14 protein-coding genes are annotated in these 16,346 nt (G+C 72.9%); 12 read left to right on the forward strand and 2 right to left on the reverse strand.

Features of this window, described 5'->3' with window-relative positions:
- The first annotated feature begins 8 nt into the window (after nucleotides 1-8).
- Genes ACZ601_RS15040 through ACZ601_RS15060 form a run of 5 tightly spaced genes read left to right on the forward strand, consistent with a single transcriptional unit; the run spans nucleotide 9 to nucleotide 5,128 of the window.
- Nucleotides 9-1,583, forward strand: a complete 1,575-nt coding sequence (locus tag ACZ601_RS15040; protein WP_469537476.1) for an ABC transporter substrate-binding protein — start codon at nucleotides 9-11, stop codon at nucleotides 1,581-1,583.
- Entirely contained in the window at nucleotides 1,583-2,584 is a 1,002-nt protein-coding gene (locus ACZ601_RS15045; RefSeq protein ID WP_440576567.1) for an ABC transporter permease, read from the forward strand. Before ACZ601_RS15040 ends, ACZ601_RS15045 begins: the two co-directional genes overlap by 1 nt.
- Nucleotides 2,581-3,486 (forward strand): ABC transporter permease, encoded by a 906-nt coding sequence (locus tag ACZ601_RS15050; protein ID WP_469537479.1) that lies wholly within the window; start codon nucleotides 2,581-2,583, stop codon nucleotides 3,484-3,486. Before ACZ601_RS15045 ends, ACZ601_RS15050 begins: the two co-directional genes overlap by 4 nt.
- Nucleotides 3,483-4,310: an ATP-binding cassette domain-containing protein gene (locus ACZ601_RS15055; protein WP_440576569.1), complete on the forward strand. Its 828-nt coding sequence runs from the start codon at nucleotides 3,483-3,485 to the stop codon at nucleotides 4,308-4,310. Before ACZ601_RS15050 ends, ACZ601_RS15055 begins: the two co-directional genes overlap by 4 nt.
- Entirely contained in the window at nucleotides 4,307-5,128 is an 822-nt protein-coding gene (locus ACZ601_RS15060; RefSeq protein ID WP_469537482.1) for an ATP-binding cassette domain-containing protein, read from the forward strand. The genes ACZ601_RS15055 and ACZ601_RS15060 overlap by 4 nt, the downstream gene beginning before the upstream one ends.
- Nucleotides 5,129-5,169: 41 nt before the next feature.
- Here the strand turns inward: ACZ601_RS15060 and ACZ601_RS15065 are convergent, their stop codons facing one another.
- The gene (locus ACZ601_RS15065; RefSeq protein ID WP_469537485.1) at nucleotides 5,170-6,126 is read right to left on the reverse strand and encodes an ROK family protein; all 957 of its coding nucleotides are present in this window, start codon (nucleotides 6,124-6,126) and stop codon (nucleotides 5,170-5,172) included.
- A gap of 41 nt (nucleotides 6,127-6,167) precedes the next feature.
- On the opposite strand from ACZ601_RS15065, the gene ACZ601_RS15070 reads away from it, so the two are divergent.
- The 6 genes from ACZ601_RS15070 to ACZ601_RS15095 all read left to right on the forward strand — a co-directional run bounded on the left by ACZ601_RS15070 (nucleotide 6,168) and on the right by ACZ601_RS15095 (nucleotide 12,937).
- Nucleotides 6,168-6,971 (forward strand): creatininase family protein, encoded by an 804-nt coding sequence (locus ACZ601_RS15070; protein WP_469537488.1) that lies wholly within the window; start codon nucleotides 6,168-6,170, stop codon nucleotides 6,969-6,971.
- Nucleotides 6,972-7,012: 41 nt separating this feature from the next.
- Nucleotides 7,013-8,140, forward strand: coding sequence for a mandelate racemase/muconate lactonizing enzyme family protein (locus ACZ601_RS15075; protein ID WP_469537490.1), 1,128 nt, complete (start codon nucleotides 7,013-7,015; stop codon nucleotides 8,138-8,140).
- A complete protein-coding gene (locus ACZ601_RS15080) occupies nucleotides 8,137-8,556 on the forward strand; it encodes a RidA family protein (RefSeq protein ID WP_469537492.1) in 420 nt (139 codons plus the stop codon). Before ACZ601_RS15075 ends, ACZ601_RS15080 begins: the two co-directional genes overlap by 4 nt.
- Before the next feature lie 304 nt (nucleotides 8,557-8,860).
- On the forward strand, nucleotides 8,861-9,340 hold the full coding sequence (locus ACZ601_RS15085; protein ID WP_469537495.1) for a DUF6643 family protein: 480 nt from the start codon (nucleotides 8,861-8,863) through the stop codon (nucleotides 9,338-9,340).
- A gap of 358 nt (nucleotides 9,341-9,698) precedes the next feature.
- Nucleotides 9,699-10,307, forward strand: coding sequence for an Rv1733c family protein (locus tag ACZ601_RS15090; RefSeq protein ID WP_469537498.1), 609 nt, complete (start codon nucleotides 9,699-9,701; stop codon nucleotides 10,305-10,307).
- A 197-nt stretch (nucleotides 10,308-10,504) separates the two neighbouring features.
- The gene (locus ACZ601_RS15095; protein ID WP_469537501.1) at nucleotides 10,505-12,937 is read left to right on the forward strand and encodes a right-handed parallel beta-helix repeat-containing protein; all 2,433 of its coding nucleotides are present in this window, start codon (nucleotides 10,505-10,507) and stop codon (nucleotides 12,935-12,937) included.
- Here ACZ601_RS15095 and ACZ601_RS15100 read toward each other — a convergent pair.
- Nucleotides 12,897-15,272: a hypothetical protein gene (locus tag ACZ601_RS15100; protein WP_469537504.1), complete on the reverse strand. Its 2,376-nt coding sequence runs from the start codon at nucleotides 15,270-15,272 to the stop codon at nucleotides 12,897-12,899. The two genes, ACZ601_RS15095 and ACZ601_RS15100, sit on opposite strands and share 41 nt — an antisense overlap.
- A gap of 183 nt (nucleotides 15,273-15,455) precedes the next feature.
- Between ACZ601_RS15100 and ACZ601_RS15105 the strand changes: the two genes are divergently transcribed.
- Entirely contained in the window at nucleotides 15,456-16,298 is an 843-nt protein-coding gene (locus tag ACZ601_RS15105) for a DeoR/GlpR family DNA-binding transcription regulator (protein WP_440574879.1), read from the forward strand.
- The last annotated feature ends 48 nt before the right edge of the window (nucleotides 16,299-16,346 follow it).

A 16,346-nucleotide genomic window follows, 5' to 3' on the forward strand; every position in this document is an offset into this window, starting at 1 on the left:
GTTGTTCAATGGAACGAATACGTGGAGGGCAAAGCGGCCCCCGCGCCGGCTGCTCCCGCCGCTCGGTACTGCGGGCCAGCGCTCTGGCCGCGCCCGCCCTGGCCGCCCCCGCCCTGCTGACCGGGTGCGGGTCGCCGCCCGCGGACGCCGCCGGCAACGTCCTGCGGGTGTCCCAGACCGGGGACCCCAAGACGATGGACCCGCACAAGCAGGGCGACATGACGTCGATGAACGCCCTGATCAACATCTTCGACACGCTCACCTCCATGGGCCGCGACAACACCCTGCGGCCACGGCTCGCGCTCTCCTGGAAGGCCGTCGGGGCCAAGGTCTGGCGGTTCGAGCTGCGGCGCGGCGTCACGTTCCACAACGGCGAGCCCTGCGACGCGCAAGCGGTCCGGTTCAGCATCAAGCGGCTGCTCGACCCCGCGACCAAGTCACCGATCGTGGAGCTGCGTTACGTCGAGGACGTCACCGTCGTCGACCGGTACACGGTGGACCTGCACACCTCGGTGCACGACCCGATCCTGCCGGCGAAGCTGTCCCTGTTCGGCGGTGTCGTGGTTCCCCCGCGCTACCTGGACAAGGTCGGGGACGAGGGCTTCGCCGCACATCCCGTGGGCACCGGCCCCTTCGCGTTCCGCCGCTGGCAGCGCGACCACGAACTGCGGCTGCGCGCCTACGCCGGCCACTGGCAGGGCCGCCCGCACCTCGACGAGCTGGTCTTCGTCCCCGCCCCCAACTCCTCCTCCGCGCTGGCCGCCCTGCAGAGCGGCGGCGTGGACATCGTGGCGGGCATGACCCCGGACGCCGCCCAGCAGCTGGCCGGTTATCCGGGGGTGCGGATCGACCACCACACCGGCGTCCGCACCTCCTACCTGTCGCTCGACACCCTGGCGGACGGGCCGCTGCGCGACCGCCGGGTGCGTCAGGCCATCAACCACGCCGTCGACGTACCGCTGCTCATCAAGGCGGTGCTCGGCGGCAACGCCACCGAGGTCCCCGCGATGATCCCGCGCGGGGCGTTCGGCTTCGACGAGACCGTGAAGCCCTACCTCCGCTCCGCCGCCAAGGCCCGCGCGCTGCTCGCGGAGGCCGGGCACCCCGACGGCATCAGCACCTCGCTCACCGCCTCCAACCTCGACGCGAACGTCGCGGAGGCGATCTCCGGGCTGCTCGCCCACGCCGGGGTGCGCGCCAAGGTGGATCTGCTCGACCCGGGCACCTACGCCCAGCGGCTGACCTCGGACAACCACGGCGCACTCGGGCCGATGTACCTGGCCGCGTCGACCGTATGGACCCTGGACGGCGAGAGCATGCTCCAGTCCAACGTACGCAGCGACCGGCGCCAGAGCCGCTGGCACGACAAGCGCGCCGACAAGCTCGTGGACACCGAGGAACTGTCCGTGGATCCGGCCGTCCGGCGCCGCGCCTTCTCCGGTCTCCAGCAACTGATCAAGGACGAGGCGCCCTTCGTGCCCCTTTACCAGATCGACAACATCTACGTGCACAACACCCGGCCCAGTTGGACGCCCGGCGCCGCCGGAATCCTCGACATGGCGAGCGCGAAGGTGGCCGTGTGATGAGCGAGTCCCTGACCCTGCCCGCCAAGTCCGCCGGGCCCGCCGGTCCGGCCGAGGCACCGCGCAGCCGCGTCGTGGCCGTGCTGCGCCCGGCCGCCGCCCGACTGGGCACCGCGGTCCTGGTGCTGCTGTGCACCGCGACCGTCGTCTTCTTCCTGGTGCGGCTGTCCGGCGACCCGGTGAAGGTGATGCTGCCGCCGGACGCCAGCGCCCAGCAGGAGAGCGTGCTGCGGCACAGCCTCGGCCTGGACAAGTCGTTGTTCAGCCAGTACCTCGACTATCTGTGGGGGCTGCCGCGCTTCGATTTCGGCGACTCCCTCTTCTACAGCCAGCCAGTGCGCCAGGTACTGGCCGACCGCATCCCGGCCACCCTGCTGCTCGCGGCGGGTGCCTTCGTGGTGACGCTGCTGATCGCGCTGCCCGCCGGGACGATCGCGGCGATGCGCCGGGGCAAGCCTGCCGACCGGGGCGTCATCACGGCCGTGCTCGTCGGCCAGTCCACCCCGCCCTTCTGGATCGGCATCCTGCTGATCCTGGTGTTCGCCGTCGGCCTGCACGCGCTGCCCGCCTCCGGGTACGGCACGTTCGCCCACCTCGTCCTGCCTGCGGTCACGCTCTCCGTCTACTCGGTCGCCGTCGTCGCCCGGCTGCTGCGCTCGTCCCTGATCGACGTGCTGGGCTCCGACCACATCCGTACGGCCCGCGCCCGTGGTCTCGGTCCGGTGCGCACCGTGCTGCGGCACGGGTTGCGCAACGCGTCGCTGCCGGTGGTGACCGTCGTCGGCCTGGAGGTCGGCAGCCTGCTCGGCGGCGCGATCCTCACCGAGCAGGTCTTCTCCTGGCCCGGTGTCGGCCAGCTGACCGTGCAGGCCATCGCCAACCGCGACTTCCCCCTGGTCCAGGGCACGGTGCTGCTCTTCGCCGCCACGTTCGTCGTGGTCAACCTGCTCGTGGACCTGTCCTACGGCCTCCTCGACCCGAGGGTGAGGAACTCCCGATGACCACCACCGCCCCCGCGCCCACCGCCGAAATCCCCCCGGCCGTCGCGAAACAGCCGTCCGTGTGGCGCTCGCTGCTGCGCAACCGGCTCGCCGCGGTCGCGCTCGTCCTCCTCGCGGTGATCATCGTGTGTGCGCTGTGCGCACCGCTGATCGCGCCCGCCGACCCGAACGCGCAGAACCTCCTGGGCCGCCTCCAGCCGCCCGCCTGGCAGTCCGGCAGCAGCACCGCCCATCTGCTCGGCACCGACCAGCTCGGCCGCGACCTGCTCTCCCGCGTCGTGTACGGGACCCGTGTCTCGCTGCTCGTCGGCGCCGGCGCCGCCCTGCTCGCGGGCGTCATCGGCACCGCGGCCGGCCTCGCCACCGGCTACCTCGGCGGCTGGACGGACCGCGTCGTGATGCGCGTCGCCGATGTCCAGCTCGCCTTCCCGGCGATCCTGCTGGCGCTCGCCGTCGTCGGTTTCGTCGGCTCCGGACTGGGCTACGTGATCCTCGTGCTCGGCATCACCGGCTGGGTCTCGTACGCCCGGGTGGTGCGCTCGGAGGTGATGTCGCTGCGCACCCGCGACTTCATCACCGAGGCGCGGGCCATCGGCGTGGACGACCTGACGATCATGCGGCGGCATCTGCTTCCGAACGTCATGGCGCCCCTCGCCACCATCGGGACCCTGCACATCGCGGCCGCGATCGTCGCGGAGGCCTCACTCAGCTATCTGGGCCTCGGTGTGCCGAAGGAGACGGTGACCTGGGGCGGCATGCTCGCCGACGGACAGCTGTACCTCGGCACGTCCTGGTGGATCGCTGTGTTCCCCGGTGTGGCTCTGATGCTCACCTCCCTGGCCATCAACATCCTGGGCGACGCGCTGCGCGACGTCGCGGACCCGAAGGCGTACCGCCGATGACCCACTCCCCCGATGCCCCGGACGCCGCACCCGTCCTCGAATTCCAGGACCTGCGCGTCGACTTCGAACTCGCCGCCTCCACCGTGCACGCGGTGCGCGGGGTGAGCCTGTCCGTCGCCGCCGGTGAGACCCTCGCCGTCGTCGGTGAGTCAGGCAGCGGTAAATCCGCCACCGCGCTGTCCGCGATGCGCCTCAACCCCGAACCGCCGTGCGTCTACGCGGGCGGCCGGGTCCTTCTCGACGGGAGGGACGTACTGGCCCTGCCGGAGCGGGAGTTGCGCAAGGTGCGCGGCGCCGGGATCTCCATGGTGTTCCAGGACCCGATGACCAGTCTCGACCCGTTGCAACGGGTCGGCGCCCAGGTCGCAGAGGCGCTGCGGCTGCACGGCGGCCACAGCCGCGCGCAGGCGCGCCAGGCGGCGCTGACCGCGCTCGAAGAGGTGGGCATCCCCGACCCTGAGCAGCGCTACCGGCAGTACCCGCACGAACTGTCCGGCGGGCTGCGCCAGCGCGTCATGATCGCCTCCGCGCTCGTGGCCCGGCCGCGCGTCCTGATCGCGGACGAGCCGACGACGGCGCTCGACGTGACCGTGCAGCGGCAGATCCTCGAACTGCTCGTCACGCTGCAGCGCCGGCACGGCATGGCCGTCCTGCTCATCACCCACGACCTGGGGGTGGTCGCGGAGACCGCCGACCGGGTGGCGGTCATGCGGCACGGCGAGGTCGTGGAGACCGGGGACGTGGACCAGGTCTTCGGCCGCCCCGCCGCGCAGTACACCCGCGACCTGCTGGCCGCCACCCCCCGACTGGAGCCCGCCCCATGACCACCAGCGACCTTCTGGAAATCAGCGGACTGCGCAAGGAGTTCCCCGGCCGGCCGCCGAGCGTCGCCGTCGACGACGTCTCCCTCACGGTCCGCGAGGGAGAGACGTTCGCCCTGGTCGGGGAGTCCGGCTGCGGCAAGACGACGCTGACCCGGCTGCTGCTGCGACTGCTGGAACCCACTGCGGGCAGTGTGCGGTTCGACGGTACGGAGCTGCTGTCGCTGACCGGCGCCGAACTGCGGCCGCTGCGACGGCAGATGCAGGTCGTCCTCCAGGACCCGTACTCCAGCATGAACCCGCGGATGCGCATCGCGGACATCGTCGGGGAACCGCTCGTCACCCATGAGGAGTGGGCGCGCGGGCGGCGCGGCAGGGCGGCGGTCCGCGAGCGGGCGGGCGAGCTCCTGGACTCCGTCGGCCTGGACGGGGGCATCCTGGACCGCTATCCGCACGAGTTCTCCGGCGGACAGCGCCAGCGCATCTCCATCGCCCGCGCCCTCGCCCTGGAGCCGCGCCTGGTCGTCCTGGACGAGCCGACGAGCGCGCTCGACGTGTCCGTGCAGGCCCGCGTCCTGGACCTGCTCGCGGAGCTCCAGGAACGCCTGGGTCTCACGTACTTCTTCATCTCGCACAACCTGGCCGTCGTCGGGCAGATCGCGGACCGGGTCGCCGTGATGCGCCGGGGCCGCATCGTGGAGAGCGGCGAGGCCCGGCAGGTCTTCACGGAGCCTCGGGACGCGTACACGCGGCGGCTCCTGGACGCGGTGCCGGTCCCCGACCCCTCGCGGCGCCGCGTCCGGGCGGACGAGGCGGCATGAACCCGCGACCGCCCGCCGGATCGCCAGGCCTTCGCGGCGCCCTAGCGTCCGGACAGGACCAGACCCGCCGCACCCAGCAGCGTGCCGGTGTCGGCCGGCTCGCCGAGCACCACGGTGGGGGCCTCGCCGCCGCCGAGCTCATCGGCGCGCAGCAGGGTCTCGACCAGCTCACGGAACGGCTCACCGCCGTCGAGCGCCTCGCCGTGCAGCACGAACAGTCCACAGGCGAAGAGCTGCTGGACGGTGGCGAGGCCGAGCACCAGGTTCTCCGCGTACCGCACGACGAGTTCGCGGGCCGCCGGGTCCGCCAAGGCGAGCAGCGTGCCCGGCGAGACGCCTCGCGGGTCCATGCCGAGTGCGGCGGCGCGGTCGCGCAGCCAGCGGGTCGTCGCCACGGTCTTCCAGCAGCCGCGCCGGCCGCAGGTACAGACGTCGCCACTGGCGGTGACCGTCATATGGGCGCCGCTGCGGCCGCCGACCGGGGCGAGCACCTGACCGTCGTAGAGGATGCCGACGCCCAGCACCTCACCGGTCGCGACGGACGCGAAGGAGCGCCGGCCGCGTCCCGCGCCGAACCACCGGTCCCCGAGGACCTGGACGCGGGCCCGGTGCTCGACCTGGACGGGCGCACCGGCCAGCTCCGTCAGCCGCTCCGCGACCGGGTAGCCGCGCAGCGCGGGCGCGTCGTTGACCTCGACGATCCGCCCTGCCGCCGGGTCGACCACCCCGGCGGCGGCCACGCCGACGCCCAGCGGGGCGTGGCCCGCGAACACCGAGGCTGCCTCCCGCAGCGCCTCGTCGACCACACCCGGGTCCGCGCTGCCCGCGTCGAAGCGGGCCTGCGCGCGTTCCCTTACGACCCCGGTGCGCTCCAGCAGCGCGGAGCGCACCAGACCGGGCAGCACCTCGACGGCGCCCAGCACACCGACGTCCCGCCCGGCCGGCTCGTCCGGCCGCGGATCGGGTACCAACCGCAAAGGAATACGTTCATGCGCCATGCGCCGACTCTGTCATGCCACCGATCCGGGGAGACAGCGGCATGACTCACCGGAATCTGACCGAGAGCACCTGGCGCGAGACCCGCGCCGCGGCGGCCGAATCGATCGCGATCCTGCCGATCGGCTCGCAGGAGCAGCACGCCGAGCACCTGCCGATGGGCACGGACACGATGCTCGCGGACGCGGTGGTCTCCCGCGCCCTGGCCGTCCTGGCGGAGCGGGCCGCCGCCGGTGCGGACGTGCCCGGACTGGTCCGGCTGCCGACCCTGCCGTACGGGCACAGCCCGCACCATCTGTTCGCCGCGGCGCTGACCCTGTCGGCCCCGGTGCTCGGCACCGTCCTGGACGAACTGCTGGACTCGCTGGCCGCCTGCGGCTACCGCCGGGTCCTCGTCGTCAACGGCCACGGCGGCAACGACGAGATCATGCGCCTCGCGGTCAAGCGGTTCGCGCTGCGCGCCGAGGTGACCGCGGCGGCCTGCTCGTACTGGACGCTCACCGACACCGGGGAGCCCGGGGAGGCCCCGGAGGAGGACGGCGCCTCCGGGCTGATCCCCGGGCACGCCGGCTGGTTCGAGACCTCGCTGATGCTGGCCGCCCGGCCCGAGCTGGTGCGGACGGAGCGGGCCGGGCGCGAGCCCGTCGACCCGCCGCCGCTGTTCGACAAGCCGCCCTACCCCGGTCTGACCGTGGAGCGGCACGGCGAGTGGGAGCGGGTGGGCGGCTCCACCGACGACGCGTCCGGCGCCGACGCGGGGAGCGGGGCCCGGCTGCTGGAGCGCCGCGCCCTCGGCCTGGCGCGCGCGGTACTCGCCTTCGACGCCGCCACCCGCCCCACCGCGTGACCCGCCCCCTGCCTGCCCCCACCGAGAGGAACCCGCACCCCATGAAGATCACCGAGGTCGACGTCCAGGTCGTCAACCTTCCCCTGGTCAACCCGTTCACCAGTTCGTTCGAGACGAAGACCGGGGAGACGCGCACCGTGGTGCGCATCAGGACCGACTCCGGCGTCGAGGGGTGGGGCGAGACGATGTGGGGCCAGCCGGTCGCCGCGATCGTCCGCGACCTCGCGGCGGACCTGATCGGGACGAGCCCGTTCGCCCTGGAGTCCTTCCACCGCCGCCACCACATGGTGCCGTTCTTCTACGGCTACCTCGGCTACGCGGCGCTCGCCGCGCTCGATGTCGCCTGCTGGGACGCCATGGGCAAGGCCACCGGCCAGTCGGTGACCGACCTGCTGGGCGGCCGGGTCCGCGACGAGGTGCCGCTGACCGCGCTGATCACCCGCGCCGACGCGCCGGGCGCCCGCCCCGCGGACCTGCCGGGCGTGCTGGCAGAGCACACCGTGCGGGTGGTGGCGGAGGGCGGCTTCACCGCCGTGAAGCTCAAGGGCACCAAGGACGTGGAGGGCGATGTCGCCATCCTGCGCGCGGTGCGCGAGGCGCTGCCGGACGTGAACCTGCGCGTCGACCCGAACGCGGCCTGGTCGGTGCCGGACTCGATCCGGGCCGGCATCGCCCTGGAGGAGCTGGACCTGGAGTACCTGGAGGACCCGTGCGTCGGGATCGAGGGCATGAGCCAGGTCCGGCAGAAGGTCCGCATCCCGCTGTGCACCAACATGTGCGTGGTCCGTTTCGAGGACTTCGCGCCCGCGATGCGGCTGAACGCCGTCGACGTGATCCACGGTGACGTGTACAAGTGGGGCGGCATCGCCCCGACGAAGGCGCTGGCCGCGCACTGCGAGACGTTCGGGCTCGGCATGAACCTGCACAGCGGTGGCGAGCTCGGCATCGCGACGGCGGCGCACCTCGCGGTGGTGGCCTCCACCCCCGTGCTGTCGCGCGCCATCGACTCCATGTACTACCTGCACGCGGACGACATCATCGAGCCGCTCACACTGGAGAACGGCCGGCTGCGGGTGCCGGACGGCCCCGGACTGGGCGTCACGGTCGACGAGGACAAGCTGCGCCACTACGCCGGCGTCAACGAGCGCGAGGGGGACCTGACCCGATGAGTACCCCTCCCCGGCCCGTCGCGGCCCCCGTCAAGCGCGCCGTGCACAGCGACCGCACGCCGCCACCGGCCGGCGGCTACAGCAAGGCGATCGCCGCCGGGCCGTACCTGTTCACCTCGGGTCTGGGACCGCAGGACCCGGACACCGGGGCGGTGGCCGACACCGTCCAGGAGCAGACCCGCCAGGTCCTGGCGAACCTCCGCGCCCTGCTCCGGGCGGACGGACTCGACTTGGACGACGTGGTGAAGTCGACGGTCCACCTCCAGCACCTGCACCGGGACTTCGCGGCGTACGACGAGGTCTACCGGGAGCACTTCAGCGATCCGCGCCCGGTGCGCACCACCGTCGGCTCGGACCTGATGAACATCCTCGTGGAGATCGACGTGGTGGCGCTGCGGCGCGACCCGGCCGCCTGACCGGCCGCAGAGGAGACAAGGGAGGGAGCGGGGCCGTCCACTGGGGCGGCCCCGCTCCCTCCCTTTCCCCGAGTGGTTCATGACCATCCTGGCGCCGAACTCCCTTGGACAAGCGGCCGGCCGGCTAATACCGATTCGACCAAGCCCTATTCACGTCCTGCGGAACCTCCCACTGAAAAGCCCCCTCTGTTAACGAAGGCTTTAACAATGTTCTGGCAGGTCAGGACGGCAGAATCCGCGTAAAACGGATAACCGCAAGATTGGGACTCCCCAATCGGCACATCGTGGGCTTAACTTAGGTGGCATGACCTCCCCTCGCTCCACCTACGGTGGTGGCTACTACGCCGCGCCGTCGTTCCCCGACACCCCGATCTACGACTCCCTCGTCGCGGAGCGGGGCACCCCTCAGATCGCGCCGATCCGAGTGCCTGCCGCCTACGACACCGGCAGCGGCTATCTGCCGGCACTCCCGTCGGCTCTCCCCGCCCTTCCGTCGGCGCCTTCCCAGCCGGCTCCGTCGTACGGCTACCCGCAGCCGGCCGCGCAGCAGGGCTACGCGCCGATGCAGCCGGCCCATCTGCAGCACGCCCCGGCGCCGTACATCCCGCAGCAGCCGGCCGCCGGCCGGGGCGGCTACCAGTCGCCGCCGCAGCAGCAACAGCAGCCTCGGCCCGCGCCGGGTACCGGCTACGAGTCGATGCGCCCGGCGTCGCCGCGTCCGGTTCCCGCGCAGTCGCCGTACGAGGACCCGTACAACCGCCCGTACCAGGGCCGGGGGTACTAGGGCCAGAGGTACCAGGACCTGGGGACGTCCAGGGCGTCCTGTAGGGGTAACGCCGCGCAGGCGGCGTGCTGTCGGCGGCTGCTGGCAGAATGGGCGCATGCGCCCTGCCGTACCCCGTGCCGTCCACAGCCGCCCGTTCGGAGTGCAGACGGCACCGGCGGCCGGCGAGAGTGCGGTCGAGCCATGGGGACTCGACGGCGGCTCTCGCCGGATGCCCGTGACGAACCGTCCCCCGTTGACGGGAACTCCCGGAGCGGGCCGGTGCGTTGGGCGGGGTGAGGTTGCTCTCTCCCGGTCGCTCCGGCGTGCGGACCGCACCGTATCGGGTTAAGACGGATACGGAAGGGGGTGCAGGACTGTGCGGGCACTTTCGGGAGTCTGGCGTTGGCGGCACAACCCTCTGCGCCGTGCCACGGACCGGCACGAGGCGTGGGTGGCCCTGGTCGCGTTCGTCACTCTCGTGCTCGCGGCGCCGGCGTCCGGCTGGTTGTCCGGTTCGCGCGTCGACGGCGCGTTGCAGGAATCCGTGCGGGCCCAGCAGGCGCGGACCCGTCTCACCACCGCCGTCGTAGTGCGCCGCTCTGCGGCTTCACAGCACTTCGTCGCCGACCCGGAGGTCTCCACCGACCGCGCGGCCATGACCACGGTGCTGGCCCGCTGGCACGCACCGGACGGCACCGCCCGCAGCGCCACGGTGACGACCTCATCGCGCAACACCGCTCCGGGGGCCCGGGTCAGGATCTGGACCGACCCCGAGGGGCATCCCGCGCTGCGCCCCATGGACGCGCCGACGGCGCACACCCATGCCGTGCTCGCCGGGCTCGGTGCCACGATGCTCACCGCCCTGCTGATCGAGGCCGGTCGCCGGCTGATCGTCTGGCGCATGGTCCGGCAACGGTACGAGCGGCTCGACCGGGCCTGGGCCAGGGCCGGTCCGGACTGGGGCAGGACCGGTACCGGCAGCTGAGCCGGGTCCGTCCCGCCCGGGAGGCTTTGCCCGTCACGGCACCGCGAGGCTGCCCATCAGGTCAACTCCCGCCCTCCGCGCGCGCTACGGTGGACCGGCCCGCCTCTCACTTCGGCAGGGCGGACTCTGGGTGGTCACTGCCGCGAGGCCGGTGACCAGGGCATCACACACGCACGAGGCGGGGGCACGTCAGCGCCATGGCACAGGGCACGGTCCAGGTGACGCACACCGGCACATCGCGGTGGCGGCGCCGCACTGGCGAATACGCCTCCCTCACCGCGGCGCTGGAAGCGGCGGCGGACGGTGATGTGCTCACCGTCGCGCCGGGCACCTACCGGGAGAACCTCGTCATCGCCCGCGCGGTGACGCTGCGCGGCCCGGAAGGCTCCCTCGGGTCCGTCCGGATCGCCCCCGTGGACGGCGTACCGCTGACGCTGCGCGCCTCCGCCGTCGTCCAGGACCTCCATGTCGAGGGCCAGGACTCGGCGGCCCCCGCGCTGCTGATCGAGGAAGGCGCCCCGGAACTCGCGGACCTGCGGATCGTGACCCGTTCCGCCGCCGGGCTTGAGGTGCGCGGCGCGGCCCGGCCCACCGTGCGCCGCTGCACCGTCGACAATCCGGCCGGCGTCGGCATCGCCGTACTCGACGGCGCGGGCGGCGTGTTCGAGGAGTGCGAGATCGTCTCGGCCGGTCAGTCCGGTGTCTCGGTGCGCGACGGCGCGCATCCCCGGCTGGAGCGCTGCCGTATCCACCACTCCTCGGGGGCGGGGCTGTCCGTCACGGGTGAGGGCAGCGGTCTTGAGGCGGTCGGCTGCGAGATCTACGAGATCAAGGGCAGCGGAATACAGGTGGCCGCCCGCGGCTCGGCCCACCTCACCGACTGCACCGTCCACCGCACCTCCGCGGACGGGGTCACCCTCGACACCGACGCGGTGCTCACGCTGGCCGACTGCGACATCCACGACATCCCGGAGAACGCGGTGGACCTGCGTTCGCGCTCGGTCCTCACCCTGACCCGCTCCACGGTGCGCCGGTTCGGCCGCAACGGGCTCTCGGTCTGGGACCCGGGCACCCGGGTCGACGCGAACCAGTGCGAGATCCACGACAGTACGGGCGACTACCCGGCGGTCTGGGTCAGCGACGGAGCGACGGTGATACTGGATTCCTGCCGCGTCCACGACGTGCCGGACGCCATCTTCGTGCTCGACCGGGGCTCGCGCGCCGACGTCGTGGACAGCGACCTCTCCCAGATCCGCAACACGGCGGTCTCGGTGAGCGACGGAGCGACGGCGCAGCTCGACGACTGCCGGATCCGTGAGACGTCCACCGGCGCCTGGTTCCGCGACCACGGGAGCGGCGGCACCCTGAACAACTGCACCATCGATACCGCCCAGACGGGCGTGATCGTCACCAAGGGCGCCGATCCCACGATCGAGCGCTGCACGGTCACCTCACCCGCCGAGGCCGGCTTCTACGTGTCGGCCGAGGGCCGCGGCACCTTCCACGGCTGCCGGGTCACCGGCAGCGAGGGCTACGGCTTCCACGTGATGGACGGCTGCCGTACGACGCTGACCCGCTGCCGCACCGAGCGCTGTGCCCGCGGGGGTTACGAGTTCCCGGAGGGCGGCGCCCAGAGCGACGGGTCAGGGACCGGCCCGGTCGTGGAGGACTGCACCAGCGACGAGAGCGCGCTGCGCACCGCCACTCCCCCGCCGCCGGCTGTCCTGACGGCGACCCAGGCGACCCCCGGACTGCTCGGGGCGGTCCCGGCGCCGCGTGCCGTCGAGCCCGTCGCCGTGGAGCCCCCGGCCCGGCCGGTGCGCACCTCCGCGGCGGTGCTGGGCGAGCTGGACACGCTGGTCGGGCTCGACAGCGTCAAGCGCGAGGTGCGCGCCCTCACCGACATGATCGAGGTGGGGCGACGACGCCAGGAGGCCGGTCTGAAGGCCGCCTCTGTCCGCCGCCACCTCGTCTTCACCGGCTCCCCCGGCACCGGCAAGACGACGGTGGCCCGGCTGTACGGGGAGATCCTGGCCGCCCTCGGCGTCCTGGAGCGGGGCCATCTGGTCGAGGTGTCCCGGGTCGATCTGGTCGGCGAGCACATCGGCTCGACCGCCATCCGGACCCAGGAGGCGTTCGAGCGGGCGCGCGGCGGGGTGCTGTTCGTCGACGAGGCGTACGCCCTGTCCCCCGAGGACTCCGGGCGGGACTTCGGCCGCGAGGCGATCGACACGCTCGTGAAGCTGATGGAGGACCACCGGGACGCGGTGGTCGTCATCGTCGCCGGTTACACCCACGAGATGGAGCGGTTCCTCACCGTCAACCCCGGTGTGGCGTCCCGTTTCTCACGGACGATCACCTTCAGCGACTACGATCCGCGCGAGCTGCTGCGGATCGTCGAGCAGCAGACGGAGGAGCAGGAGTACAGCCTGGCCTCCGGGACCGACGAGGCGCTGCTGAAGTACTTCACCGAGCTGCCCAAGGGGCCCGCGTTCGGCAACGGCCGCACGGCCCGCCAGACCTTCGAGTCGATGGTGGAGCGGCATGCGGGCCGGGTCGCCCAGCTCGCGGAGACGAGCACGGACGACCTCACCCTGCTGTACCCGGAGGACCTCCCGGAACTTCCCTGAGCTCCTGGCGGGACTCGTCGGCCTGCTGGGGCAGGAGCGGGGTCAGCCGTTCCAGGAGCGCGGCCCGCTCCTGGGCGAAGACCGGGTCGGCCTGGTAGTCGGAGTGGCCCAGCACCGGCTCGGGCAGCGGGTGCTCGGGGGTGCGTCCGTAGACCAGCGGGTCCTTCAGCGGGCCCCGGTCCACCTCCGGCCCCGACTCCTCGCCGAGCCGGATCTCGCCGCCGATCGGGTCGGTGGCCCGCCACAGGTTGCGCCAGCAGTGCACGGAGCGGTGCAGTCCGTGCAGTTGGGCGGGGCCGAAGTAGGCGGGGAACCAACGCCCGTAGAGCCGCTCGATCGGTGAACCGTAGGTGAGCAGGGCGACCCTGCGGCGGGTACCGGCGGGCAGCTGCCAGACCGCTGACGCGGCCAGGACGCTGCCCTGGGAGTGGCCGGAGATGACGAGCCGGCCGCGGGTCCTCGCCGTCCAGCCGGACATGCGTGAGGCCAGGTCGGGGACGGCGCGCTCCGCGTAGCAGGGCGGTGCGAAGGGGTGGGCGGCGCGCGGCCAGAACGTACCGACGTCCCAGAGGATGCCGATGGTGCGCCGGGCGGAGGCGTCCCGGTAGGCACGCCGGCCGCAGGCGACGAAGACCAGGAAGCCGAAGCCGATCATCCAGGATCCGGTCGACTGCGCCGCCTCTGCCACCGATTCGACGAAGGGGCTGCTGCCGTCCATCGCGAGCCCCGGCACCTGCCCGCTCGCCCAGGCCCCGCCGACCGCCCCGGCGCCCAGCAGCAGCGTGGCGCCGGAGACCAGGCCGACGATGCCGGGCGCGGAGTCGGTGAGCGCGGCCGTGGCGCGGGTCCGGGCGATCTGCTTGGTACGGGCGGGGTCGGGCCGCCGCTCCTGGTACTCCGCGTCGACCATGGGCTCCAGGCTGCGGGCGGCGAGGTAGGTCCGTACGCCGAGGGCGGCGCCGGGAAGCAGGAGCAGCACCAGCAGCACGGGGATGACGGAGGCCTGCCAGCTCAGCAGGACCGGCGGCCCCTCTATGACGGCGCTGCGGCCCATGCCGGGGCTGCCGGGACCGTCGAGCCAGTCGGCCACCCGCTGGGCCACCCCGCCGGTCATCACGCCGCCGAGCGCGCAGGCGAGCATCGCGACCGAGGGGCCGCCGAGGCCCCGCATCACGGTGCGCGGCTCCGGGCCGCGCCGGTACAGCCGCCACGCCACCGCGGCCAGCGCGACGACGAAGGCTCCCTGGGCGAGGGTGACGACGCGGAAGGTGATGTCGCCCGGGAGGGTGCCGGAGGAGGCCCAGCCGGGCCGGGACCAGGCGGCGTGCACAGAGGCGAGGACGAGCAGGGTCAGCGCCGCCCCCGGCAGGTAGGTGATGACGGCGCGGTCGAGCCGGTTGTCGAGGCGCCGTTCGCTGCGGCCGCGCCGGCAGACGACCCAGAGCACCACCAGCATCCCGAGGACGAGCAGCGCCTCGATGACCCGGCCGTACACCGCGGGGACCGAACCCTGCGCGGCCCGGTCGTGCCGGGCCGCCGCGCCCGCGACGGAGGCGGTGACGGTCAGGAACCCGGCGGCGGTGTGGGCGGCGCGCAGCCGGGCGACGAGCCGGCGCCCGAACCAGAATCCGGGGCGCCCGAGCGCGGGCCGCAGCGGCTCGGCGGGGGCGGTCCCGGCGCTGTCGTCGTCATCGGGAAAGGCGCCGGTCAGCGGGCGCTGGGACTCGTAGGCGCTCCAGGTGCGGTTGGACAGGTACCAGAGCAGTCCCACCAGCGCGGTGGGGACCAGGGCCGCGAGGGCGAGCCGGCGGCCCGGCTGAGACCACCAGCCGCCCTGGGCGGCGGACAGGAAGCCCAGCCACGATCGCTGGTCGGAACAGGCGGCCACCCCGGCGCACTGCCAGGCGGTCAGGTCGAGCGCGACCTCGCAGGCCGCGGCGGTCAGCAGGACGGTGAGGCTCAGCGCGACCAGCCGGACCAGTGCCCCGTAGAGCCGGACGGTGCGGGGGCGGCCGGTGGCGGCCGGGCGCATCCAGTGGGCGAGGTTGATCACCATGAACGGGAGCAGCAGGAGCCACAGCGCGCGGGAGCCGTTGCCGGAGGTGAGGTTGGACCAGCAGTAGGCCTCGGGGATGGGCCGGTCCCGGTACCGCTCGGGGTGCTGCTCCGCGTCGATGTCGCCGGAACGCCGGTAGATGGCGGCGGTGGCGTCGCCGGTGACGCGGACCGTGCGCGGGTCGACGAGCATCTCCTGGGGCGTGGTTCCGCCCACACCGTGGACCAGCAGTTCCAGCGCTGGCCCGGTGCTCTGGGTGGCCTGGGTGGGAGGTGGCACTGGGTGACTCGCTCTCGGAGGGGAAGGCGGCTGATGGCCGGTCACCAGAGTCACGCCCTGGCGGCGGTGTCCGTGCCGCTCTCACGAAATCTCCCCAGTGCGGCGGCCCGCGACACCGCGTGGCAGGATGAGCCCCGTCCGAACGGACTCCTGCACGGCCACAGGGAAGGACCGGACCCGGCGTTGAGCGAGAATCAGAATCTGCTCGCGGAGCAGCGACGCGCGCTGATCCTCGACGAGGTGCGCAGGCGCGGCGGGGTCAGGGTCAATGAGCTGACCCGCAAGCTGAGCGTCTCCGACATGACCGTCCGCCGGGATCTTGACGCGCTGGCCCGGCAGGGTGTCATCGAGAAGGTGCACGGCGGCGCCGTACCGGTGGTCGAGGCGAGTACGCACGAGCCCGGTTTCGAGGCGAAGTCGACGCTGGAGCTGACCGCCAAGGAGGACATCGCGCGGGCTGCCGCCGCGATGGCCGTGCCCGGCAGTGCGATCGCGCTGTCCGGCGGTACCACGACCTACGCGCTCGCCCAGCACCTGCTGGACGTGCCGGACCTCACGGTGGTGACCAACTCGGTTCGGGTCGCCGATGTGTTCCACACCGCGCAGCGTCCGGGATCGCCCGGTGCCCGGCCGGGTGCCGCGACCGTGGTGCTGACGGGCGGGGTACGGACGCCGTCCGATTCGCTGGTCGGCCCGGTCGCGGACCAGGCGATCGCCTCGCTCCACTTCGATGTGCTCTTCCTCGGTGTGCACGGCATCTCGGTCGAGGCCGGCCTGTCCACGCCGAATCTGGCCGAGGCCGAGACGAACCGCCGTTTCGTCCAGTCGGCGCGGCGCGTGGTGGTGGTCGCGGACCACACCAAGTGGGGCACGGTGGGGCTGAGTTCGTTCGCCACACTGGAGCAGGTGAACACGTTCGTCACGGACGCGGGCCTCTCCGACGAGGTCCGCGAGGAGATCGAGGAGCACCTGCCCGGTCTGGTGGTCGCGGGCCGGGGCGCCGACGGCGGGCCCGCCCGGGGCTGAGGCGGGCTCGGCCCGGCCCGCGGTGGCCCCCCGGATTCCGCTCCGCTC

The organism is Streptomyces sp. NPDC104307 (assembly GCF_055584045.1).

Bases quoted from the DNA above. Each gene is read 5' to 3' on its own strand.
- ACZ601_RS15040 (WP_469537476.1), top strand. From the start codon at position 9: ATGGAACGAATACGTGGAGGGCAAAGCGGCCCCCGCGCCGGCTGCTCC.
- ACZ601_RS15045 (WP_440576567.1), top strand. From the start codon at position 1,583: ATGAGCGAGTCCCTGACCCTGCCCGCCAAGTCCGCCGGGCCCGCCGGT.
- ACZ601_RS15050 (WP_469537479.1), top strand. From the start codon at position 2,581: ATGACCACCACCGCCCCCGCGCCCACCGCCGAAATCCCCCCGGCCGTC.
- ACZ601_RS15055 (WP_440576569.1), top strand. From the start codon at position 3,483: ATGACCCACTCCCCCGATGCCCCGGACGCCGCACCCGTCCTCGAATTC.
- ACZ601_RS15060 (WP_469537482.1), top strand. From the start codon at position 4,307: ATGACCACCAGCGACCTTCTGGAAATCAGCGGACTGCGCAAGGAGTTC.
- ACZ601_RS15065 (WP_469537485.1), bottom strand. From the start codon at position 6,126: ATGGCGCATGAACGTATTCCTTTGCGGTTGGTACCCGATCCGCGGCCG.
- ACZ601_RS15070 (WP_469537488.1), top strand. From the start codon at position 6,168: ATGACTCACCGGAATCTGACCGAGAGCACCTGGCGCGAGACCCGCGCC.
- ACZ601_RS15075 (WP_469537490.1), top strand. From the start codon at position 7,013: ATGAAGATCACCGAGGTCGACGTCCAGGTCGTCAACCTTCCCCTGGTC.
- ACZ601_RS15080 (WP_469537492.1), top strand. From the start codon at position 8,137: ATGAGTACCCCTCCCCGGCCCGTCGCGGCCCCCGTCAAGCGCGCCGTG.
- ACZ601_RS15085 (WP_469537495.1), top strand. From the start codon at position 8,861: ATGACCTCCCCTCGCTCCACCTACGGTGGTGGCTACTACGCCGCGCCG.
- ACZ601_RS15095 (WP_469537501.1), top strand. From the start codon at position 10,505: ATGGCACAGGGCACGGTCCAGGTGACGCACACCGGCACATCGCGGTGG.